The organism is Oxynema mangrovii CENA135, from assembly GCF_016632315.1.
Classification (GTDB): Bacteria; Cyanobacteriota; Cyanobacteriia; order Cyanobacteriales; family Laspinemataceae; genus Oxynema; species Oxynema aestuarii.
The window spans coordinates 2,410,861-2,434,455 of the sequence record NZ_JAEOXH010000001.1; the positions used below are offsets into that span (position 1 = coordinate 2,410,861).

Annotated in this window: 19 protein-coding genes; 8 read left to right on the plus strand and 11 right to left on the minus strand. The window is 53.4% G+C overall.

Annotated elements, in window-relative coordinates:
- Window positions 1–95: 95 nt before the first annotated feature.
- The 3 genes from JJD41_RS09520 to JJD41_RS09530 form a co-directional block, all read right to left on the minus strand.
- Window positions 96–1,775 (minus strand): DUF3352 domain-containing protein, encoded by a 1,680-nt coding sequence (locus JJD41_RS09520; RefSeq protein ID WP_200665705.1) that lies wholly within the window; start codon window positions 1,773–1,775, stop codon window positions 96–98.
- 356 nt (window positions 1,776–2,131) lie between these two features.
- On the minus strand, window positions 2,132–7,117 hold the full coding sequence (locus JJD41_RS09525) for a CHAT domain-containing protein (protein WP_200665706.1): 4,986 nt from the start codon (window positions 7,115–7,117) through the stop codon (window positions 2,132–2,134).
- A gap of 178 nt (window positions 7,118–7,295) precedes the next feature.
- Complete coding sequence (locus tag JJD41_RS09530; protein ID WP_200665707.1) at window positions 7,296–7,526, minus strand: hypothetical protein; 231 nt, start codon at window positions 7,524–7,526, stop codon at window positions 7,296–7,298.
- 345 nt (window positions 7,527–7,871) lie between these two features.
- On the opposite strand from JJD41_RS09530, the gene JJD41_RS09535 reads away from it, so the two are divergent.
- The 6 genes from JJD41_RS09535 (at window position 7,872) to JJD41_RS09560 (ending at window position 15,446) form a co-directional block, all read left to right on the plus strand.
- The gene (locus JJD41_RS09535) at window positions 7,872–9,002 is read left to right on the plus strand and encodes a DegT/DnrJ/EryC1/StrS family aminotransferase (RefSeq protein ID WP_200665708.1); all 1,131 of its coding nucleotides are present in this window, start codon (window positions 7,872–7,874) and stop codon (window positions 9,000–9,002) included.
- Window positions 9,003–9,022: 20 nt separating this feature from the next.
- Window positions 9,023–9,916 (plus strand): cyanoexosortase B, encoded by an 894-nt coding sequence (crtB, locus tag JJD41_RS09540; RefSeq protein WP_200665709.1) that lies wholly within the window; start codon window positions 9,023–9,025, stop codon window positions 9,914–9,916.
- Between the two features lie 377 nt (window positions 9,917–10,293).
- Entirely contained in the window at window positions 10,294–11,097 is an 804-nt protein-coding gene (locus JJD41_RS09545) for a cyanoexosortase B system-associated protein (RefSeq protein WP_200665710.1), read from the plus strand.
- A 2-nt stretch (window positions 11,098–11,099) separates the two neighbouring features.
- Window positions 11,100–11,945 (plus strand): polysaccharide biosynthesis/export family protein, encoded by an 846-nt coding sequence (locus tag JJD41_RS09550; protein ID WP_200665711.1) that lies wholly within the window; start codon window positions 11,100–11,102, stop codon window positions 11,943–11,945.
- A 24-nt stretch (window positions 11,946–11,969) separates the two neighbouring features.
- Window positions 11,970–13,091 (plus strand): polysaccharide biosynthesis/export family protein, encoded by a 1,122-nt coding sequence (locus JJD41_RS09555; RefSeq protein ID WP_200665712.1) that lies wholly within the window; start codon window positions 11,970–11,972, stop codon window positions 13,089–13,091.
- Window positions 13,092–13,259: 168 nt separating this feature from the next.
- On the plus strand, window positions 13,260–15,446 hold the full coding sequence (locus JJD41_RS09560) for a GumC family protein (protein ID WP_200665713.1): 2,187 nt from the start codon (window positions 13,260–13,262) through the stop codon (window positions 15,444–15,446).
- 24 nt (window positions 15,447–15,470) lie between these two features.
- On the opposite strand, the gene JJD41_RS09565 is transcribed toward JJD41_RS09560, so the two are convergent.
- Together JJD41_RS09565 and petJ are read right to left on the minus strand one after the other, a co-directional pair.
- On the minus strand, window positions 15,471–16,178 hold the full coding sequence (locus JJD41_RS09565) for a rhomboid family intramembrane serine protease (RefSeq protein WP_200665714.1): 708 nt from the start codon (window positions 16,176–16,178) through the stop codon (window positions 15,471–15,473).
- A gap of 345 nt (window positions 16,179–16,523) precedes the next feature.
- Window positions 16,524–16,856, minus strand: a complete 333-nt coding sequence (gene petJ, locus JJD41_RS09570; RefSeq protein WP_168569665.1) for a cytochrome c6 PetJ — start codon at window positions 16,854–16,856, stop codon at window positions 16,524–16,526.
- A gap of 336 nt (window positions 16,857–17,192) precedes the next feature.
- Here petJ and JJD41_RS09575 point away from each other — a divergent pair, with 336 nt between their 5' ends.
- The gene (locus JJD41_RS09575) at window positions 17,193–18,767 is read left to right on the plus strand and encodes a diguanylate cyclase (RefSeq protein WP_200665715.1); all 1,575 of its coding nucleotides are present in this window, start codon (window positions 17,193–17,195) and stop codon (window positions 18,765–18,767) included.
- A gap of 83 nt (window positions 18,768–18,850) precedes the next feature.
- On the opposite strand, the gene psbV2 is transcribed toward JJD41_RS09575, so the two are convergent.
- The 6 genes from psbV2 to JJD41_RS09605 all read right to left on the minus strand — a co-directional run bounded on the left by psbV2 (window position 18,851) and on the right by JJD41_RS09605 (window position 22,727).
- Window positions 18,851–19,372: a photosystem II cytochrome PsbV2 gene (gene psbV2 / locus JJD41_RS09580; RefSeq protein WP_200665716.1), complete on the minus strand. Its 522-nt coding sequence runs from the start codon at window positions 19,370–19,372 to the stop codon at window positions 18,851–18,853.
- Window positions 19,373–19,713: 341 nt separating this feature from the next.
- On the minus strand, window positions 19,714–20,202 hold the full coding sequence (gene psbV / locus JJD41_RS09585; RefSeq protein ID WP_168569668.1) for a photosystem II cytochrome c-550: 489 nt from the start codon (window positions 20,200–20,202) through the stop codon (window positions 19,714–19,716).
- Between the two features lie 242 nt (window positions 20,203–20,444).
- Complete coding sequence (locus tag JJD41_RS09590; RefSeq protein WP_200665717.1) at window positions 20,445–20,642, minus strand: translation initiation factor IF-2; 198 nt, start codon at window positions 20,640–20,642, stop codon at window positions 20,445–20,447.
- 339 nt (window positions 20,643–20,981) lie between these two features.
- The gene (gene accD / locus JJD41_RS09595) at window positions 20,982–21,902 is read right to left on the minus strand and encodes an acetyl-CoA carboxylase, carboxyltransferase subunit beta (protein ID WP_200665718.1); all 921 of its coding nucleotides are present in this window, start codon (window positions 21,900–21,902) and stop codon (window positions 20,982–20,984) included.
- Between the two features lie 128 nt (window positions 21,903–22,030).
- Complete coding sequence (locus tag JJD41_RS09600; RefSeq protein ID WP_200665719.1) at window positions 22,031–22,393, minus strand: hypothetical protein; 363 nt, start codon at window positions 22,391–22,393, stop codon at window positions 22,031–22,033.
- Between the two features lie 109 nt (window positions 22,394–22,502).
- Complete coding sequence (locus JJD41_RS09605) at window positions 22,503–22,727, minus strand: putative signal transducing protein (RefSeq protein WP_200665720.1); 225 nt, start codon at window positions 22,725–22,727, stop codon at window positions 22,503–22,505.
- 228 nt (window positions 22,728–22,955) lie between these two features.
- On the opposite strand from JJD41_RS09605, the gene JJD41_RS09610 reads away from it, so the two are divergent.
- A complete protein-coding gene (locus tag JJD41_RS09610; protein WP_200665721.1) occupies window positions 22,956–23,477 on the plus strand; it encodes a photosystem I assembly protein Ycf3 in 522 nt (173 codons plus the stop codon).
- Window positions 23,478–23,595 lie beyond the last annotated feature (118 nt).

Consider the following 23,595-nt stretch of genomic DNA (forward strand, 5'->3'; position numbering starts at 1 on the left):
CTCAGATTTGGATAGTCAATAGTGAAAGCTAGTGTATCAAGGCTGACGGTGCGAACAAACTGCAATGGTGAGCGGTTTGAGTGTTCGGATCGAGCTTAGTTCCCTTGGAGTTCCTTCGTCTTTTTAAGAGCGAACAGTAATTCCATCTCGGCTTGCTCCGGTTTGGGCCAAGTGGCGGTCACGCCGATGCCACGAATGGACTGGAGAATGGCGGTTGTTTCTACAGGAATGTTACCTCCAGAGAATAACAGCAAGGTTTGAAGGGGATCGATCGCCCGATCCATATCGAGGTAGAAATAGCCGTAGTTGGGAGTGGGTAAGCTTCCGGCGATCGCGCGGAAATTATCGCTTTCGCGTAAGTTGGGACTCGGTCCGGCGGCGATCGCATCGGCAATCGGTCCGCCGAGGGTCAGCAAGACGGTGTTATCGTCCAACCATCCATAACTGACCACCGCACCTTGTTGGGGAATTCTCCAATCTTTAAAGTCAATCCCGTTAACGGTTCGAGAGCTGATTTCTAAGGGGAAGGGCAAGCCACTTCGAGCTAAATTGTCCAGTTTATTGAAGGTCGTGGCAGCAGTAGCGCGATCGCTGGTTTCAAATAAGAGGGCGCCGCCAAAGCCAATCTGACTTAACATGCCTTCTTGAGAAGCAACCAGTCCGATCGCAAATTCGCCATCCATCCAGCCGAACAGGTCTCGGTCGGCATTAATGTTGACAAATTGATTGACCGCAGTTCTGACAAGGGTGACGAACTGCTCTATCGGTGGGGACGTTTGAGATTGCGCCACCAACGACGACCAGGTTTGTGCGAGGGGGGCGCCACTGACTAAGGCGATCGTTTCGCTGGGGAGGCGATCGAGCAATTGACCCGCAACGGGTTCGCTCTGTTCGGGGAGTAAGTCCGGATCGACGGCGGAGATGGCGCGAACGTAGATGCCTCGGTTGTCAACCCCTCCGGCGATCGCGATCGCCTGCACTGCATTGGTTTCGGGCAGCTCTACGGGACTGTCGGCTAATCCGCGATCGACTGCTCCCATCATCGACCCGTAGTCGGGTAAGTAGAAATGAAATAAGGGGTCATCTACCCCCAAATCGTCCGCGAGTAGTTTTTTAAAACTTTTGTCTTCGGAACCGCCGACATTTTTAGCAACCAGAGAGGGCTCTCCTTGAAAGACATCGATCGCCCGTTCCACAGTAGCTCGACTGTCCGAGAGAACCAGTTGATTTTTCAAGCGCGTATAATAACTCGGCGCACCTTCCGACGGAATGATTTCGGAAATGGTCACCCCGTTGTATTCAATCTCTTGTTGTTTGAGATTTTCTTGAGATTTTAAATTACGCTGAAATAACCAAGCTCGCAATGGATTTTTGATGCCGACGACTGCCAGCAATTCCGGTTGTGCTTCCGTCGGTTCTGCACCTTCTTCGGCGGGCAGCCACGCGAGCATGATATTGCCAACCCAAGGTTCTAAGTCTCGATCGTAATCGAGATTGTTGGCTGTAAAAACTTCATTTTTGAACGATTCAATTCCTCGGGCGATCGCCGCCTTACTTTCCGCATTGCCAAATTCACTTAATTTTTGCCAAGGTTGGCGATCGTTGACCAGATAAGCCGCCATAAATGCTTCGTCGGGAACCACTTTAGCGCTATCTTCCGGATTAGAGCCACTAATGAAGGCACCGCGAAAATAAAAATAAGCCCCGGAGATCCCGACGGCGATCGCCACCGCCACAACTAAGCGGGTTGGAAAGGACTGTTTTTGTTCGGACATGTTAATCGAAAAATGCGATTTTCTCTACAAGCATAAACGCGATTTTTCAATTTGTCCGATTCTTAAGAAATCTTTTTATCCATCTTCATTCGATCGCACTTCTGGTTCCTTTGAAATGAGCCATTGGCGATCGCAAGGCGATCGATAGTCGGGGATTTCTAAATCCTGGGAGGGGAAAAAATAAAATCGTTTGAGGACAGCTATTCTCTAGCCTTAATTGATAAATTCAACTCCCTTGCAAGATGCCCGTTCTAGACTTGGGGGAGGTGGACTTGATGAGGACACCAAAAGGTTTTGAGGGATCCTGATTTCTGATTCCCTACTCCCCGGCAAACATCTTGCTTGCACCACAGGGTTTACCAGGGAGTTCCAATCATTGTAAAAGCTGCCCAAAAGTAGGGATGAGAAAAAGTCAGATCGCCGATATTTCCTGTCACCTCTTGCGGTAATTCTAGAGAACCGCGAACTGTCATTAAATGACCGTTTTCAATCCGCACCTCACCGCGTAACATGGCTAATTGAGCTTGTCGGAGTGCCTCGGTTTTGATGGTTTGGTCTTGGAGGCTCAATTGTCGGTAAAATTCACTCATCAGCCCTAAAGTGCCTTCATCATCTACTTGCCACAAACTGGCTAAAACCGATTTGGCACCCATTTTGACGGCTAATCCGGCAAAACCTAATTCAGCTTCTTCCGTTCCCACTGCTGTTTCGCAAGCACTCAACACTAATAATTCTACAGGTTGCTGCTTGAAACCCAATTCTCCTAATCGATCTAAAGATAAACGACCATCCCAAAATTGAATGTAAGACTGACGGCGTTCGTTTTTTGACTCGAACCAAACGTGGGTGGCTAAATGAACGATTCCAAAGCGATCGCGATCGCGCTGTTCCTCAAAGTTTTTAAGGGTAAATTCTTCGTTTAAAAAGGCTTCTCCAGGCCATAAGTTCCCGGCAATCGTCGATAGTTCGGAAGGGACGGCAGGAAGGGGCAACATATTGGGGTCTTGAAATTCTGAAGCCCCCATCGCTAACACCGGAAGTTCTTTTAAATTTTGATAAGTCGCATCGGTGAGGGTGACGCTGGGAATTAAACCGAGACGATATTTTTCGATTAAAAACTGTTCGCCGTCGTGAAGGGCCGCGAGGGGAATGGCGCGCAATCCAGCATCGAGGGAAAACATGAGCAAGTTGACCCCTCGTTCTCCGAGTTGCTGTTCGAGGGGGGCAATCAGCCAATTGTAGAGTTGTCTCGACGGCCCGAGGTAACTTTCGGTGTGAATTTTGCGCGGATTGGTTAACTCCGAGAGCAAGCGGGTCACCTCGTGTCTCAAGGCGAGACGGTTGGCGCCGGGAATGCGGTGAGCGATCGGATGACCTTCTGCGGTGATAACGACTAATTCGAGGGCGTCAGGGAGGGAAATAACGTAAATAACCGCAGGTTTGAGATTAGTTTGTTGGGCGATCGCGCTGAGATATTCGCGGACGTTGGTACTCTGGCGCGAGTTTTTCTCGGTGGAAATTCCTAATGAGTTGCTGAATTCTAGAGTTCGCATCCATTCGATGTCTGCGATCTCTAGGCGAGACTCGGGTTCTAAGGTGCTTTCTGCGATCGCCTCTACTCCAGTGGCGATCGCCTCGACGTTGTTGGAATTGAGGACGACACTCGTATTATCGGTTTCTAGCGCAGTTGCTTGGGTTGGGGTGGCTGCATTCCGGGCAGGAGTAGCGGCAGATTGCGCCTCTTCGACAATAATGGTGGGGCGATCGCTCCCCTCTAACATCGTCGGCAATTCGGGAATTTCCGGCACTTTGGCGATCGCCGCTTGCGCAGGCAATTGAGGGGTGACTAAGGGCGCTTGAGGGGCTGGCGGTGCTTCAATTGGCGTTTGTACCGGATCGATCGCCAAATTTGCCAGATTTTCAGGGTTTTGTGCTTCAGGAATGGCGATCGCCCTCGCCGATTCCGTGGAGGGGGGTTCGCCAACGATCGCCGGATCGATCTGTACGGGGTCAACCACTGTAATTTGGGGTTGCGATTGGCTCTCTACAGGTGTACTCTCTACAGCCGTACTCTCTACACTGGCTTGTTCTGGAACGGGAGGCGCCTGCACGACGGGTTCGCTTTCCGGTTCGATCTCCGGGGGCGCTGTTTCCGTCGTTGTTGGCGAGGCTGAGGGCTGTTGCGTTTCGGGTTCGACTTGGGGTTCTACGCTTGATTCTCCTTCTGGTTTGTCCGCAGTTGTAGGAGTGCGTTCGCGGACCGACTCCACAGGAGTATCGCTCTGAGTCCCTGCTGAGGTTGGTTTTGCGGTTGTGGCAGCTTGGGAATCACTCGGCTGGGGCTCGGATGCACTCGCTTCGCGATTGGGAGCGATCGAATCTTCAGTGGGACTCGAACTCGGTTGTTGCGATTCGGAGGAGTCTGAGGAGGTGGATGTAGATTCACTTACATTCTCCCCAGTCGATTCGCTCTCGTTGACCGTTGGTTGTTCGGTTTCAGTTTCCGATTCCGTTTCAGTTTCGGTTTCCGATTCCGTTTCAGTTTCAGTTTCCGATTCCGTTTCAGTTTCGGTTTCCGATTCCGTTTCAGTTTCGCTTTCCGATTTCGTTTCTGTTACTTCTTCAGACTCTTCCTCGGTGCGATCGCCGCACTGAGTTTCATCGCTACATTCAGAATCGCTTTCTTCGTCGTCTACGTCCTCTACTTCCTCAGTATTGCTGCTATTGTCTTGAATTTCATCGGGACTCAACCGAACGACACTCTCGGACACCGATTGATTCACTTCCAGCGTTTCGCCGGAACCTGTGGTAATTGCTGCAGCCGTTCCGTTGGGTGTAGCGCCATCTCCATCCGCATCGCCGATTTCAAAACTTTCCTGTCCGTGAGCGATCTCCACGTGACCGCCTTCGGGTGCAGCCGTGGAAATACTCGCTTCTACGCCATTACTCGCCATAAACGAGTCCGTGGCGCGAAAATGACTGGGGGTTTGAATCGTCACGTCGCCGCCAACTTGACCGCCTTCAGTGCGAATCGAAGCCACTTCAATATCGTTCGCGTCCGTTACTAACGTAACTGGGGCGCCCTTGCCCGCGATCGATGCCGAGGCGATCGCCCCAGTCGAAATCCCGGTCGCGGCCCTCAAATCAATTTCGCCGCCGTCGCCGAATTCCACCGAACTATTTAAGCCTTCCGTGGCGATCGCCCCGTCAAAACTCCGGAGGTCGATCTTGCCGCCTCGGGTGCGGATATCGCCCGTCGAGATCCCTTCTCTAGCGACAATTTCCACCGCCGATCCGTCTCGGTCGAGGGTCAAATTTTGCTGAAATTCAACCGACCCACTCGCTTCGATCGCCACGGATCCGGCAACGGTGACCGCGCGATCGAAGCGGATATTCCCCCCGCGTGCAATCAGTCGATTTAAAGGGGTTTGGGCGCCGACCGCATCGCCGATCGCGATCTGACCGTCTCCCGCGTCGAGCATCAATTGGCGATCGCCGTCCACGGACCCGCTCAATTCCAGATCTCCGAGACCTTCCCCCGTAGTCAGGGTCGTATCTTCACTTAAAACCGTCGGACCGTCAATCTGAATCGTTTCGCCGTCGGCGATCGCGCCGTAACCCGGATCGATAGACGTGGCGGCACTCAGGGAGATCCGACCACTGCCGTTATCCCCATCCGTCGCATCGAGCCAACCGCGATCGATGGCGATCGCCCCTTCGCGACTGACTAACTCGATGTCGCCTCCATTCGAGGCGATCGATTCCGCATTTACATTCCCTCTCGCCTCTAAAAACACCTGTACGGCGGCTTGTTCGGCGGCGATCGAACCAACGGTCAAACTGCCGGATTCCTCAGTTTCCAGATCGGAATTCCCGTGGATATTCCCCGCCGATCCGGTTCCCGGTAAAACGCTATATTCTAAATGAACTGCCCCGGCGCTCAAGGTCAAGCGATCGCCGTCCACCAACGAGATCCGACCTGCTTCGAGCGATCCCATTGTTTCCACGGTCAAACTCGAACCCGTGTAATTGCCGAAAATAATATTTCCTCTGGCACTGAGAACCGTGGGAGTCGCACAGCTTCCCTCAACACAGCTTGCCCAGTTCGCCGCTTCGCCGTTGCGGTTGACAATGGCCAAATCGCCGCCACTTGACAGCCGTGCATCGAGCCGGATCTGGCGATCGCTGACAATTGTGAGATCGCCCCGACTGCTGAGACTGGACTCGTCATGATTGAGAATTTCAATATCTGCGCCGCGCCGCGCCTCAATTTCTAAGCTATCTCCCGCTTGAGCGACGAACGGATGCGAGAGACTGTCGCGGAACATCGCGACATTGCCCGCCCGCAAGTGCAGGGTTCCGCTTGTTTCGAGGTCGCTGCGAACTAAGGTCAAATTGCGCGCCGACCACAGCAGCGCCGCATCCGCACTCACTTGATTGGCAACGAGATCGCCGTTGTAAACTTGCAAACCCGATCCGGACAGTTCGATACTGCCGTCGTCGTTGACCGTAAGATCCGTTGCGTTGCCGCCACTGCCCCCAGTGAGCAACCGAGGTAAAAGGAGTGAGGAATAAAAGCGAAACGGGTTTTCCCACCACTGTTCCAACCACGTATAAGAATCGAGTTCCAAGTCGAGCAGCATTCCCGGTTGGCTGAGGCGCACGATGCTTTCGCCGGGAACTGCAGCGACAATCACTTGACCGTCCGGGGCCGAAAGGGTTCCGGAACTGACGATCGTGCCGCCGATTAAGGTGAGATTTTGGCCACGTCCGACGGCGAGATCCCCGATATTGACGATCTGCTGGGGTTGGAGACTGGTAAAGGCAAAGGCGTTCGGGGTTCCTTCTAAGTTGCCATAGGCGTTCGGTCCGGTGCTGTAGAACCATTGCCAATTGCTCGGATCGCCGAAGCCGAGGCGATCGGCGGTGGTGGCGGTGAAGGACGCGGGAACGTCCAAACGGGCTTGAGATCCGAAAATGATGCCCGCAGGGTTGACCAGAAAGAGGTTGGAATCGCCCCCGGTGACTTGAATTAAGCCATTAATGACCGACGGATCGCCTCCCGTGACGCGGCTAAAAATGTTGAGAATGTCTGGATGAGAAACAAAGGTAGCGATTTGACCTTCCGTGAGGCCAAACTGCTCGAAACTGTGGAAGAGGTTTGTGCCACTGTTGGAGCGATCGCCGCCGGAGATCTCGAACAGGTCGCCGTCTTGAGTGACGACGGTGGTGCTATCTTGGCGGACTTCGACGGACTGACTCCAACCGGGTTGGCTGGCGATCGCCCAGGTCAAGGGCAAGAAAGCGATCGATAGGTAGATGCGCGTCAGGGGAGATGACATAATAACTGTTCTCCTGTTTGGAGACGATCTCGGTGAGTTCGACCCGATCGCAACAGGATATTCTCTGTCGTTAGTAAAATTGTATCCTAGGATTTCATAGGGTAAAGAATCTTTCTTTAAAGCAAGATTTTAGTTTTGTGTGTAATTTTTTAATGAAATTTTGCAAAAAAAATAAATTTTAATTAAAGTGACCCAGGGGATTGAAGGGAGCGAAAAGGGTTTCAAAAGTTGCACGGTTTTGATAAGCCCAATCCGAACAAGTGCGATTGCCCCGGCGCCTGTCAGCATTGGGGTCGTCGGGCGATCGCCAAAAAAATATAATTCCCTCCGATCGCCAGTAAAAATCGGGCGATCGCCAAATGTTCAAAAGACTATTGGGGAGGGGCGATCGCTCGTTGGCTTCGGTCAACGGGCGCTTTAAACTCCAATGGCGCCTTTACAGACTCTTCAAGGTTTTGACCTACTCAAAATCCCCAAAATCGCTCATAACTGAAGTTAGGAGCGATCGAGAACTAGAGTGCGGTTTTGGGAAGATTCAGACCGGTCCGACGGCGGGCGATCGGGGATTTAGCCCGACTAAAATAAAAGGGGTCTTGGCCAGTCGTGAAGTTTGTAAGCATAAAAAGACTTCGGATCGATACTGTTTGAAAGATTGTTACTACTTCCCGGCTACAGCACGAGCCGTTTTAACGGTTCGCAATGGCCCCGCTTCGCGAACGCTACCCACTGCACACCAGCTAAAACCACGAGTCCTATGGGAGTTTCCGTTCCATTTGTAGATTTATCGGTACAACACGCCCCGATTCAAGAGGAAATCGAACGGGCGATCGCCTCGGTAGTCGAACGCGGCGATTTCGTGTTGGGTCGAGCCCTCGGCGAGTTCGAGGCGGCGTTCGCCCGCGCCTGCGGGGTCGAATACGGGATTGGAGTCGCCTGCGGGACCGACGCGATCGCCCTCGGTCTGCAAGCCTGTGGCATCAAGGCGGGAGACGAGGTGATTTTACCCGCCAATACCTTTATCGCCACCTTAATCGGCGTGTTGCGATCGGGGGCGACTCCGGTTTTAGTCGATTGCGAACTCGATACCGCCGAAATCGACCTCGACGCTGTCGAACGGGCGATCGGATCCCAGACCCGGGCGATCCTTCCCGTTCACCTGTACGGACAGATGGTCAGTCCCGAACGACTTCAACAACTGGCGATCGCCCATAACTTAGTCATTTTTGAAGATGCCGCGCAAGCTCACCTAGCCGAACGAGAGGGCAAAAAGGCCGGATCCGTCGGTTTGGCCGGGGCGTTTAGCTTTTATCCGAGTAAGAATCTCGGCGGTATCGGCGATGGGGGAATGTTGGTGACGGGCAATCGTGAAGTCGCCCAAAAAATGCGAACCTTACGCAACTACGGCGCCCCCCAAAAATATCGCCACGTGGAAATCGGCACCAACAGCCGCCTCGATACCGTGCAAGCTGCCGTCCTCAACGTCAAACTGCCCCATTTGCCCGCCTGGAACCGATCGCGCAATACTGCCGCCAGCCACTACGATCGCCTCCTCGCCCCCCTGCGCGATCTGGGCATCGTCCCCATCGTCAATCAAAGCGGTACGGGTCACGTCTATCACCTCTACGTCATCCGCATTGACGAGTGTTGTCCTCTCGACCGCCAGACCCTCCACGATAAACTAGAAGCCCAAGGCATCCAGACGGGCATTCACTACCCGATTCCCTGCCACCTGCAACCGGGCTATCGGCATTTGGGCTATCATCCCGGACAATTCCCCCACGCAGAACAACTCTGCGAGCAAATTTTATCCCTACCCATGTATCCCGGTCTCGACCTGACCCAAATCGAGACGGTCGTCGAGGCGATCGCCCTCGCCATCTCCTAACCTCACCCTCCCGCTATACCATGCAGCTCGACCGCAAATTCCCAACCCTTCTCGACCGCTATTACGGCTGGATCGTCATCGCCGCGATCGCCCTCCTCTACGCCCCGTTAATCGCCCACTGGTACGACGGCTGGCTCAATAAAAATATCAGTCTCGAACACGAATATTTCAGCCACGGTTTAATTGGCTTGCCCTTCGCCGCCTATATCGCCTGGACCGACACGCGATCGCGCTGGCGCCGCCTCAGCGAAGTCACCCATCCCCTCGCCGTCCCCTTCCTCATTACCGGGGGCATCTTCTACCTCAGTGGCTTACCCGACTTCACCAACCTATCCTTTCCCCTCGTTCTCATCGGCGTATGTCTCTGGTTTAAAGGCATTCCCGGGCTAAAACTGGAAAAGTTCCCCCTCTTACTCGTCATTCTCGCCACCCCTAACGAAATCCCTTACTTAATATCTCCTTATACTCTGCCCCTACAAAGTTTTATTGCCAGTTGTGCCGGGTTTATTTTGACCCATTTTGATGTCCCCGTCACCGTCGAGCAAATTTACCTCTACGTCAACGACAAAATCGTTGAAGTCGCCCCCCACTGTTCCGGCTTGAAAATGTTGTTAACCAGTCTCTACGTTGCTTTAATGTTGTTGTACTGGACTGGAACCTTAACATCGCGCGGCAAAACCCTGACCTTTTTAGGCAGCACGGTGATTTTAAGCGTCACCGCCAACATCATTCGCAATACCCTGCTGACCTTCTTTCACGGGACGGGGCGCGAGCAAATCTTTGCTTGGTTGCACGAAGGATGGGGCGGCGATCTCTATTCTGCCTGTATGTTAGGACTGCTGATTCCTTTATTAGGCTCAATTGAATGGATTGCGGATTATTTCCATCCGGGAACGGACCTGGAAGAGGGTTAATGTAGAGAAGAAGGAAGAGGGAAAAGGCAACAGGGAAAAGCTAACAGTCTGTGGTGCGGGCAACACGATAGCCTTGCAGCCAGACCCCAAGTCCAACACAAAAAATGAGTATGAGTAGAGCAATTTTAAATCAGTTGAATCTGAAATCAAGCAGGTCAAGTTACCAAATCTCTGTAGGTAAATGGCAATTTCGTGTCCCTACAACAGATGATTTGTAAAAGCTATTTATTTAAAAAGAATATTCACAAATGCATTAAAATAACCCATAAAGTTCGCCACTTTATAGATAAAATTTAGCCACTTAAAACATCAATTAAAGCACAGAAATAGACAAGAGAATGATCTAGCTCGAACTGTAAGATCTTCAAGATGACACAATGGATTTAACTAAATTAAAACGCCATTATGGATTAAACAGACTATTATTAGTCGGATTTCTCCTCTTGCTGTTCGTAGCAGGTACAATTCCCGGATACTTGAGCGGAAAATGGGAGTGGATGCAACCCCCTTCCGTCCACCGATTGAAACAAATTAAGCAAATCCAACACCGGGGCGTCGAACTCTCGAACTGGGAAACCTTGCAAGGTAAAAAACTTCTCATTAGCGGTCAGAAGTGGTTCCGGCAGGACGTGCGACGTTCGCAACGCGACGCCGAAGGGGTATCGCGCGACGGCCAACAAGCCATTATCATGTTTATGGTTCAAAATGGACCGATGGATCGCCCTCAAGTCGAGTGGACCGATATCAACGGTTATTGGCGCTGGAAGTCGGACTCGGAGCGTCAGCTCGAATTTACAGTAACGGCGCAAGATATTGCCCGATCGCGTTCCAGTGAAGTCGAGGGAGAGAATCAAGTCGATCGGAACAGAAATCAGAACGGAAATCGGGATGAGACCGTGGAGGTCACGGCGCGATTTTTCCGTACTTGGACGCCATCGCAAACCTATGCGGCGATTCAGTGGTACGCTTGGCCCGAGGGCGGCTCACCGAACCCGAGTGACTGGTTCTGGCGAGATTTAGGCGCCCAAGTCCGAGGCGATCGCGTTCCCTGGGTGGCGGTCAGTGCGATCTTGCCGATCGAACCCTTGGGCGATTTAGAGCGATCGCGCGCGGATGCAGAAGCCCTGGGAAAAGACATCCAAGCCGCATTAATCGCCCATTCGTTTCGAGGGAGTGAATAACGGTGAAACCGATCGACCCGGCAGGAAAAACCGACCGAAAATCGCCATTGGCGCCGAACGTCACGGCTCCAATGGATGGCAGACGGGCGATCGTAGCGATCGCCCTGGCCACCGTTCAAGTCAGTTGCACTGCCTTGGCGGCGATCGCCCAATTCCCCTTCAATCGCCCCGCGTCGCCACCTTCCGAGCCGCGAGCATCTGCCCGCTACTGCCCTGCAGACGGCGATCGAACCACCGTCCAAACCGCCCCAGCCGCCCCAGCAACCCCCTTCGATCGCCTCCCGAACCTGCAAGCCCCTCCCCCCGCAGCACCCTCCCCTGCCCTGCCGACCGCGCCACCGGACGAAGGCCCCGCGCCCTTACCCCTGTCCGCCTTACCCAATCCCGTCTATCGCCTCGGACCGGGAGATCAAATTTATATCGACGTTCAACCCTTTCAAGACCGTAGTGGTGCCAATCCCATCAACGCCGAAGGTCAAATCGTCCTTCCCTTAATCGGCACCGTCAACCTCACCGGGCTGACCCTCGAACAAGCTCAACTTGCCCTACAACAAGCCTTTAACCGCTACTTAGTCAATCCGCAAATCCGGGTCACCCTCTTGGTCAAGCGTCCCGTGCGCGTCACCCTCACCGGAGAAGTTACCCAACCGGGATTTTACAGCCTGCCCCCGGAAAGCGCGCGTCTCACCGATGCCCTGCGCTTGGTCGGGGGGACGACGCCCTCCGCCAACCTGCGCGCCGTGCGCTTGCGGCGTCTACTCCCCGATGGATCCCCCGTGGAAGTCACGATTAATTTACTCGATCGCTTGAAACAAGGGGTAGACTTGCCGGAAATTCCCCTAGTTTAGGGAGATACGATCTCGATTCCCCGCTTGTCCCTACAGGAAGCGCGCGGCTACGATAGCAGCCTCGCCGGGCGATCGATCTTGGGAAATCCCCAGCCCGTCTCGATCCGGGCGATCGGCGAAGTCACCCAACCGGGCTTTTATAACTTACCGCCGTCGGTCAGTCCGGTGGCGGATGCCTTGCGCTTGGCGGGAGGCATCACCCCCATCGCCGACTTGCGGGCTGTGCGGGTTTGTCGTTATCTCGACAATGGCGAGGTCAGCGAAGAGGTGGTGAATTTGTACGACCCCCTGCGATCGGGGGCGCCCCTGGACGAGCTGCGCCTCGGCAATGGCGATGTGGTGGTGGTGCCGAAATTAGATTTCGCTCAAGCGGACAACTACGACAGCAATCTGGTGGCGAGTTCGACCCTCGCGGCGCGCCAACCCGTGGCGGTGACCATTCTCGGCGAGGTGGCCCAACCGGGATTTCAAGTGCTACCCTTTTCCCCGCGTCCGGTGGCGGATGCGCTGCTGACGGCTGGGGGAATTACCAGCGAGGCGGATTTGCGAGCGGTCACCGTGCGCCGGGTGCTGACGGACGGACGCACGAGCGAGACGAAAGTGGATTTGTACACGTCACTGCAAACGGGCAGTCCCTTACCGGACTTGCGTTTGGGTGATGGGGACGTGGTGTTCGTGCCGAAGGTGGAGTCGAATACGGACGAGTATTACGATCGCGTGTTGGTGTCGCGCTCGACCTTGGCCCAACCCCAAATCGTCGTGCGAATTTTAAGTTACCCTGGAGGAGGAATCAGTATCGCGCCCCTGCCCAATGGCAGCACGATCGCCGATGTTTTGAGTGCGGTTCCCTTACAACAAGCCGATCTGGGTAAAATTCTATTAGTTCGCTTCGATCCGGAACAAGGGAAAGCCATCACCCGGGAGATCGACGGCAAAAAGTTGTTGATGGGCGATCCGTCCCAGGATATCGCGCTCCAGCATCACGACGCGATCGTGATCGGTCGCAATTTGATTAGTAAAATTACGTATGCGTTGAGTACGTTTACGCAGCCGTTCCGCGATGTCTTGGGCTTTTTACTGTTTTTCGATACCTTGAGAGATAGTGCGAGCAATTTATTCGGTCCGGGTTCGGACAATAATAATTAAAAAGATCTTTTTAAAAAAGGTATTTTCAAAAGAACGATTGACTAATAGAGTGAAGATCTTTCACGAGCATGAAGAACAGTTAATTTTTTAAAAAAGTTGTTTCTAAAAAAGTTATTTTAACCTGGCAACCTTCGATTTAAACGTTCGAGCTTTTGAGCGACTGGTATCATGGCCCTACCGATTCTTAAGCGTTACGCGATCGCCTTCAGTCAATATAAATGGTTTGGATTTGGCGCCTTTGTCATTGTCTTGGGCGCGGCGGGGTTTGTGGCAATGCAACCGTCGCCAGCCGAACGCTATCGAGGGGCGGGTCACCTCCGTTATACCACTCCTCCGGTGATCTTTTCGCAAACTGGAAACGTCATCCAAGAACAAGGGCGCAAACTGCCAGAAAGCGTTTTGAAGTCGGAAAACGTGATCGAAGCGGTGAGCAAACAGGTCAACGAAGACCCCAAAGTTGTTGAAAGAAATACCCGGCTTCGGTTTGTCGAGCGCGAGGATAGCGAGCCATTTATCGAAGTGTATTTCGACGACGACAACCGCCAACGAGCGGGAGAAGTAACGGGTGTTTTGATGAAAACGATGATCGAGCAAAGCCGCTTGATCAATAGTTCGTCGTTGCGCGGTCGAATTGCTGCCATTGAAGAACGCTTACCGCAAGTGATTGAAGAATTACGTCAGGCGGAAAGCGAATTAGAGCAGTTCGAGCGTGAAGAAGGGGTTTCAATTTTAGTGGCGAAAAGCGGCAATTTGGCGGAATCGATTGTTGGGAATCAAGCGCAACAGCGTCAAATTCGCTTGCAGCTTGAAGGAATCGACGCACAAGTTGCCAGTTTGGAACGGCGTTTGGGTTTGAGTGCGGATCAGGCGTATGTTTCGCAAGCCCTCAGTGCCGACCCCATTATTGCCGATTTGAGGGCGAAACTGCACGCGGTCGAGTCCCAGTTGGAATTACTGTCGCGAGATTTCCGGGCCGAACACCCGCAGATGATCCAATTACGCAAGCAGCAAGAGGCGTATAACGAGTTATTGGAACAAAGGGCGCAAGAGGTGATCGGCGGTAATGGGTTGGCGGCGCCGATTTTGACGGACGTGCAAATCCGCAAGGATAGCAGTCTCGATCCGGCGCGCCAGCAGTTGGCGCAGACGTTGGTCAATTTACAGACGCAACGACAGGCGTTAGCGCAGCAGTTGCAGGGATTGGCGGAGACGGAAGGGGAACTGCAACAGGAATATGAAAGTATTCCGAATAAGACGATGGAACGAGATCGCCTCGCGGGTCAAGTCGCGCTCAAGAAGAATTTTTACGATCAAATGCAAGCTTCTCTCGCCGACGCGCGCTTGGCGGAAGCGGAAACGATGAGTAGTTTGATGGTCAAACAACCGCCGAAGGTCGAAGAGATTACGCCAAAAACCCAGCCAGCTATTCTCATTTTTGCGATCGGCGGATTGCTCGGTATTTTACTGGGAAATGTCTTGATTTTCGTGTTGTCCTTGCTCGAAGGCAAGTTTTACACGATGGAAGAAATTCGCGGGGCGCTGCAACAGCAGGACGTTCGCATTTTGGGAATTTTGCCGAATCTGCCGCCGTCGGAGGGAACGGGAATTTTGCCCGTTATTTTAAATGCAAATTCGCCGTATTTGGAGTTTTACGAGCAACTGCGGACGAATTTGCGGCGGTTGGGTGAAAAACCACCGAAAGTGTTGTTAATGACGAGTGTGGCGCGTTCGGAAGGTAAGAGTACTTGTGCTTATAATTTGGCGATCGCGGCGGCCCGTGCGGGCAAACGGACGGTGTTGATCGAGGCGGATTTGCGATCGCCCTCGGCGGCCCGATCCGTGCGGGTGGCGCCGGATCCTCAAGCGGAGATCGAACCCTTGCGCTACTACGCCCAATACAATCAGTGCATCCACCTCGCTCCCGATGTCGAAAATCTCTACGTGATTCCCTCTCCCGGTCCGGTTCGGAATGCGGCGGAACTGCTCGAATCGAGCGAAATACGCCAGCTTTTAGAAGATATTCGCTTCCGCTTCGATTTCGCGGTTCTCGACGCGCCCTCGTTGAGTAGCTGTAACGATGCGTTGCTGCTCGAAGGCTTTACGGACGGGACGATCGTCGTTACCCGACCGCGCTATACGTCGAGTGGGTTGCTGACGGAGTATGTGGAACCGTTGACGGAATCGGAAGAGACTCAATTGCTCGGCGCGGTTATCAATGGTGCGGATATCGAGGTGCAGTTTGAAGAGCGCGACCTCGACGCGATCCAGGTGTCGTTACCGGGTGAGAAACCGATGGATTCCCTCCCGCCGCAGGATCGACCGCTTCCCCCGAAAATGCCCAGCCGCAGCCGCTAATTCCCGGGGCGATCGCGGGGTGGTTCAACGGGGCGATCGCTCGGAAAATAAGCCGAATAACGGTCCGAGGATGGCCCCGAAGACGAAACCGCCAGCATGAGCCCAGTAGGCGATCCCGCCTCCTTGCATTCCGATATTGGTTTGCGCGACACTGGCGACGCCATAGAAAGCTTGCTGCACGAACCAGAATCCCAGGAAAAAGAAGGCGGGGATTCTCACGGTGGTGAAGATGATGCCGAATAGAGGAATGAGGGTGACGATTTTAGCTTGGGGATATCTCAAGATATAGGCACCCATGACTCCGGCGATCGCCCCGGACGCGCCGAGGGAAGGAATAGTCGAATCCATCGAGAAATACCACTGACTCAAGGCTGCTAAGACGCCGCAGAGCAAGTAGAAGATTAAATATTTAACGTGGCCGAGGCATTCTTCGACGTTATTGCCAAAAATCCATAAAAACAGCATATTTCCAGCAATATGCAGGAAACCGCCGTGGAGAAATTGGGAACTGAATAAGGTGAACCATTCGGGAACGGGAGAGGCGATCGCCTCTCCTTGAAAGCTGGCGCTCAGTTGCTGGGGAACGACGGCCCACCATTGGAAAAAGTTATCGAGTTGTCCTTGTTGTTGGACGGTTAATTCGATCAGAAAGATAACGATATTGGCGACAATGAAGGCGTAAGTGACATAAGGGGTAATTTGAGTTGGGTTTTCATCGCGTAAGGGAACCACGGCAGTTGTCAGGTGAATGGGTGCGAAATACTGGGATTACCTTAACGCATTTCCGGACGGGGACGGTTTTCTCGGTGCGGCGTCGCAGGTTCGCGCGATTCTCCTCTGGAGACGCTTTCGCGTTCGCCCTTCGCCACGGGGATATCGTTCGGCAGTGATTTATAAATTTTATTTATCAACGCGATTGATAAACGTTATTTTTATCGGCTAATTTTTTAGCCCGGGTTGTCCATGCTCATTCGTAACCGAGGAGGCGATCGCCCGGATACCAAAACGAAAAAACCCCTCGCGAGGAGGGGCTTTTCCGTCGCACTCCACTTGGGAGTCACGTTTTAGAAAAGGAACTTACCAGCCTTTTTCAGCTTGTTCGAGAACGTAGGTAGCCACATCTTCAATTTGGCTATCGTTCAAACGTCCGAGGAAGCTAGGCATCGCATTCTTGCCTTTTTTGATTTGGTTGGTAATTGCCTCGATGGAATCCATGCCGTACTGTTCCAGGGCTTCCTTCTTCAAGGTTTTGTTCGCCATGACGACGTTTCCTCCACCCATGTGGCAAGCCGCACAAGTGGATGAGAAGATTTTAGCGCCATTAGCGGCATCGCCAGCGAAAGCGGGGGCGGTAAAGGCAAAAGCAAACAGGGCGATCGCCAACGTAAAAACGGATAAGAGTCTCTTCAAAATCGTTCTCCTCTATGTCAACCAACAAAATAACGAAATTTTGGCTTAAGGGTTATTCTATCCCGCTTCGTTCCCACAAAACACGATCGACTTGTGACTCGTGTGATGCCAATGGTGCCTTGACTTAAATTAAAAAGTGTGGTAACTGAATTTGTTTTTTTCAGTCAAACCGGGGAGAAGCAACAGACAAGCTCGTCGATCGCTCGCGATCGCCCATACACTTAAATTACGATGGCGATCGCGCAATCGGAGGCAGATCCCGAGCCACTCGCGCTCTAACACAATAACCGCGTTTTCGCGATCGTTCCCCCAGCCCTCCTGACTGATAAATGATTGATGTTCGTTCCTTTACTCAAACAAGCTATCGAACCCCACCCCCTGACGGTCTCGACGGATACGACCATCGAGGAGACGATCGCCTTAATGAGCCGCACGAAAGCCAGTTGCGTCTTGGTCGTAGACCGTCCTCATTCTGAAATCGGCGATGCGGTTCTCGTCGGGATCTTTACCGAACGCGATGTCGTTCGCAAAATTGCCCTCGGGGACTGCCTCAGTGGCATCTCAATTTCCGAGGTGATGACCCGCGAGATCGTCACCTTGCAAGAGTCGCCGAGCCAAGATCAAGATATCGTCACGATTTTGAGCTTATTTCGGCAACATCGGATCCGTCACCTCCCGGTGCTCAGTCAGGACGGCAAACTGCTCGGCTTGATGACCCACCAAAGCATCCGCAGCGTTCTCAAACCGATCGATTTCATGCGCCTGCGCCGGGTCGGAGAAGTGATGAGTCAGCGCGTCATTCACGCACCGCCGACCTCGACGGTGTTGCACTTGGCTCATTTAATGAACGTCTATCATGTCAGTTGCGTGGCGATCGCCGAACCCCTCGACGATCGATCCCTTCCCCCCGCCGAGGATGACAATTTAAGCGTCTGGTCTGCCGACAGTTGTCAGCTCAAAGCCGTGCGACCGATCGGGATTGTCACGGAACGAGATATCCTCCAATTTAGAAACTTAGGCTTAGACTTCGAGCAAGTCCGAGCGTCAACGGTGATGAGCGCCCCCTTATTTCCAATTCGTCGCGAAAATTCTTTGTGGGAGGCGCACCAACAGATGCAAAACCTGCGGGTTCAACGGTTGGTCGTGCGCGGCGATCGCGACGAACTCGTCGGAATCATCACCCAAACCAGCTTGCTGCAGGGGTTAGACCCGATGGAAATGTATGCCGAGATCGAAGTCTTGCAGGAATTGCTACAGCAGTCGGAAGCGGAACGGCAAAGTTTACTCGAACAGTTAATCGCGCGCAACAAGCTGTTAGAATCCCTGGCGTTGACCGACGAACTGACCGGATTGCCCAATCGGCGGGCGATGGAACAAGCGCGACCGCAAATCGTCCCCAGCGACGGTCCGGACGAAACGGGCTACAGCTACAGTTACATCGCCTTATTCGTGATCGACGTGGACTATTTTAAGCGGGTTAACGATACCTACGGTCACGCGATCGGAGATGCGATCTTGCAAAAATTGGCGAAGCGCTTACAAGATCTGGCGCGTCCCCAGAGTTGGTTTTATCGCTACGGGGGAGAAGAGTTTGTCTGCGTGACCTTGGGGATGTTGCCGGAAGCGGCGATCGAATATGGGGAATCCCTGCGTCAGGCGATCGCCGAACAGCCGATCGCCACTGCCGACGGGCTTGAAATTGCGATCGCGATCAGTATTGGCGGGGCGATCGCGAAAGTCTTGTCGAGTCAGGACCGCGACATCACCCAACTCGTCGATACTCAAGCCTTATTCCAAAAAGCGGATGAGGCACTCTACCAAGCCAAACGGGAAGGGCGCAATTGCTTGCGGATGTCCCCCATTCAAGAGATTTCTTGGCCGTCTGAAATTTCGATCGAGAAGGCGTGGTAGAGAGGCGATCGCCCTCGGCGGTCCGACCCCCGGCGATTCTCCTTTGGAGATCCTCAGCGAACGCCCCGAACGGCGAGGGCAGCTCACAGATCGAAGTTGTCGCTACCCCATCCCGGTGCTACATTGGCCGCGCGCAAGATGAAAGCGGCTAATTTTTCGATGGTTTCTTGAGGCATCCAGCGTTCGGTCACTTCCCGACACCAGTAGATCGGCTCGCTGCCGTCGTAACTCATCGGCTCGCGCATGTAGGCAATTAAACTATCGAGGTTGTCCCGGGGCGGCGTGGCGCCGTGTAGGGCTTCTTCCGATAGGGAAATGGTCGGCGAGGGTAAGGTTGACCCCCCCACGTGACAGTTAATGCAGTGATCCATAAACAGGCGCTTGCCTTCGTAGAGGTCGTCCGGAGAAAACAAGCGGGTTTCGCCACTGGGGTTGACTTGAACTGGCACGGGTTCTTTGGCTTGCAAAAATTCGCGAATGTAGCGATCGCTCGTTTCGGCGCGGGCGGGCGCCGCCGAGGCGATCGCGCTGACGACCACCAAGGCGAAGGCGATCGCGGTTCGCACGAACACCGATTTAACCGATTTAACCGAAAATAAACTCATCAATGGCGCAATTTTTATTAAATTCAGCATCTTTACCTTACAGGAGATTTTTACCGAGCGGGTTCGCACGGGGCGCGCCCTTGGGGTCGATTTCGCCGCGCGATCGCCGCAACCCCCAGCAACTCGTTTTAGATCGAAGGTCCCTCCCAAAATCTACGAGTCTTCATCCGCCCCGCCCTCCGGTAGCGCGGACAGATACGTATAGCGGCACCGTTTGCGCTCGGTCGGACGACAAAAGGGCGGCTGAAGACCAGTAAAGCTTGAGAGGGATAATCGACAACTCGGATCGAGAAACATCCCATTCCCGAGTCAGTCAGATCGCGATCGGGGCGCGGCCAGCCTTAGTTGTAAACTTTACCGCCACCCCACTGAATGCCGCGAATCTTCGGCTGGATGAGGATGTAAGCGGCGAGGGCTTCGAGATCGTTTTCGGTGAGGTTTCTCATTTCCGGGAAGATATCGGCGCTCTTGATACTCGGGTGCAGTTCGGAAATATCGAACTCGCCGTCGTAGCTGGTCGGGGCTTTCATGTAATCGACCAAGCCTTCCACCGTGTCGCGACGGGGATAGGCTAAGGAGAGATCTTCAATCCCCAAACTGACGTTGGGATTGGTTTTGGTTTTACCGCCCGCATGACATTGGGAACAGGTATCGATAAATAACTGTTTCCCTTTTTCAATTTGTTCGATGCTAGCAACGGTGGTTTCTCCCTGTTCGTTCAGGGGGACTGTACGAATGCCTTTGTCCAGTTCGACCGCCGCTACGCTGGAGATCGCGACCTGAAAGGCCAAGAAAACCGTGGCTACGACGAGTAAAATCAATCGCTTCATTCTCTAGTTCTCCTTCCAAACTTCGGATAATTTCGTGGTAGATAAACGATCCACACAGCTTGGCTCAATCTCGATCGGTCTGTTGAGAACCGATCGCACCTTGGCGTTCGGGCCATTGGGGTAAAAAAAGATACGCTCGCCCCCTGCAACCGAGCAAGTGTCCTTCATGCGCGAGAAGTCAACCGTTTAGGTGGTCGCGGGCTTTTACGGCTCGCAAAAGCGCCCGGTCGAGCGCTCGGGTCTCACGCCGAGGTCGCAGGGCGATCGTCATCCGTTCGCGCGACCAGTTCGCTCATGATTGCTTTGGCATCCTCTAAAGCCAGACGAGTTTGAGGAGTTTTATAAGCGATGGCGAGTTGGTCGCACAGACGCAGTACGTCTTCTACAGGAACGTTATAGTCGCGTGCTATTTCAGCAATTGACAAATCTGCAAAGCCCATAGCGGTTCTTAACTGACCGATAAAGATTAAGCCGTTTTCAATATCACTATCATGCCACTGACCGTGACTTTATGAAGTATCCGAGGCCATCGATCGTTGCTTTTCGGTGGCGATCGCGGATCGTCTCCGGAGAAGAATCCCCCGCACTAAAGCTCTCCAGAGCAGACGATCTCCTACTCTGAAGGGCTTCGACTGTGGCTACACCGGGCGGACGTTCGCGGCGGGTCTCCAAAGGAAAATCGCCCAATCGCCCATTTCCCGGGAATAGTTTGACTTTTTTCTTGTTGTGTGATACGTGAGTCAGGCGATCGCGTAGCGTCTCCAAAGGAGAATCGCCGCTCAGTCCCCAGTCGAACTCAATTGCATGGCCTCTTGCAAGGGCAAGCGGTGGGAGAGCAAGGATTGAGGTTGGTGCAAGCAAATCAACTGCGCCAAGGTTTTCTTGAGTTGGGTGCGCGGGACGATCGCATCGACAAAGCCGTGACGCAATAAATCTTCAGCCGATTGGAAATCCTCGGGCAGTTTTTCGCGCAAGGTCTGCTCGATTACCCGGCGTCCCGCAAAACCGATCGTCGCTTTCGGTTCCGCGAGAATAATATCGCCGAGCATGGCAAAACTGGCGGTGACGCCTCCCGTGGTCGGGTGACTCAGCACGGGAATGTAGAGCAAGCGCGCTTCGCGGTGGCGTTCCAAGGCGCCGGAAATTTTCGCCATTTGCATCAAACTGAGCATCCCTTCTTGCATTCGGGCGCCGCCAGAAGCGCAGACAATGACCACCGGAAGCCGTTCGCGGGTCGCTTTTTCGATCAGGCGGGTGAGTTTTTCGCCGACGACGGATCCCATCGAGCCGCCCATGAAGCGGAAATCCATGGCGCCGAGGGCGATCGGGAGTCCGTCGAGTTTACCCAATCCAGTTTTGACCCCATCGAGCAGTTTGGTGCGGTCTTGATATTCCCGCAGGCGATCGCCGTAGGGTTTGCGATCGCGGAATTTGAGGGAATCTACAGGCTGCAAGTTTTCGTCGAGGGGCATCCAGGTCTGGGGGTCGATCAGTTGGGCGACGCGCTCCTCGCTGTAGACGCGCATGTGGTGGTCGCACTCCAAACAGACCATCTGATTGCCGCGCAGGTCTTTGGTGTAGGTCAGAACGCCGCAGGCTTCGCATTTCGTCCACAAGCCGTCAGCGATTTCTCGCTCTTGTCGTTCTTGACTAATCGGTCCGGATTTTCGTCGATTTGCAAACCAATCAAATAGAGACATGAAAACAGTTGATTCCTCACTCGTTTGGTAACTTTTTTGGTAAACAGATGAAATCGGTTCCTGGGGACGAAAGTATGGGGGCGTCGAATCGGCGATTCCCCTCTGGGAACGCTACGCGATCGCCCGTTTTATTCCTTCCCTTCAACCGTCCCGGACCTGCTCTGTCGCGGGTGGAGCAGTCCGAGCCAAATCTTAATTTTTTCCGAGGCGAATCTCCTGGGGAGACGCTTCGCGAACGGCGCCATCAAGTTGAACGCTACGGTTTTGCGATTCCCCTCGACGCGAACCCGTCGTCTCCATTCCCCCGGCGGCGCCACGAACGGCCATTCTCCTCTGGAGACGCTACGCGATCGCCCGCACCCTCCAAAGGCGCCATCGATTCGCTCTGCTCTCCTCAACAAGCGGGGCGAGCGACAGGTTGCCGCCCAACCGTTGGCGACGAGTACGGCCTCGGGGCGATCGCCTTGCCAAATAGGAACTCGTGTTACCATCTCATGACGTCTAGCAGCGAGCGTAGCTACGCCTGCAAGCAAACAACAGGGTCTCAACTGCCCTGGAACCTCCGCCGTCGGATCTTGGGATTGCCCCAAAGCCCCCACCTCATTCAAGGGAATCGCCGGGTTCGTCCTCTAGCGGACTGAGCAACAGCAATGCCGTCCAGCGATCGCGCGATCGCACCTGCAACGCTGCCGGAGCGCCCGCGCCCAAATAAGAACTCAATCCCAAATCGATAATTCGCGCCGGGATATCGTGGGCGGCTAGCACTTGTTCCATCAACTCAGCCTCCAGGCGATTGCTGGTTGTTCTCAAGGTAATCCAATACACGGGCAATCATAAAACAATAGCTAAGTTCGCGGGCAAAGGGCAAGACCCCACCCGATCGCCGCCACCGAGAACGGGTCGGTTCGGGTGGCAGCTTTTCGCCAAACATTCGAGTGCCAATCGAGCGGCGATCGCTTTCAGGATCGACGAAGACTCTCTACAATAAATCAGAGACGCCGACTCTTCCCCCTAGCAAACTTCCATTTAGCTATCTTAAACCGCTAACACCTTATGCCGAGAACTCAACGCAATGACAACTTTATCGATAAAACCTTTACTGTTGTCGCCGATATCATTCTCAAAATCCTACCGACCAACCAAGCCTCGAAAGAAGCATTTGCTTACTATCGCGATGGGATGGCGGCTCAAGCTGATGGCGAATACGCCGAAGCGTTAGAAAACTATCACGAAGCCCTCGAACTCGAACAAGACCCTTACGATCGCAGTTACATTCTCTACAATATCGGCTTAATTCATACCAGTAACGGCGAACACGATCGCGCTTTGGGATATTACCACCAAGCCCTCGAACTCAACGCTCGGATGCCTCAAGCCCTCAATAATATCGCCGTCATTCACCACTATCGCGGTGAAAAGGCCAAAACTGAAGGCAACTTAGAAGAAGCCGAGGGCCATTTCGACCAAGCGGCAGATTATTGGAAACAAGCGATTCGCTTGGCTCCCAATAACTATATCGAGGCTCAAAACTGGCTCAAAACCACGGGTCGTTCTAAAATGGATGTCTTTTTCTAAATCCGTTCGATGGGGGTTGGCGGTGGAAGGCGATCGCCGCTCCCCAGTCCCTTTAATATTAATTGGATTTTAACTCGATCGCCTTCCAATTCTGTCGTTTTTTCTCCTTGATTTAGAT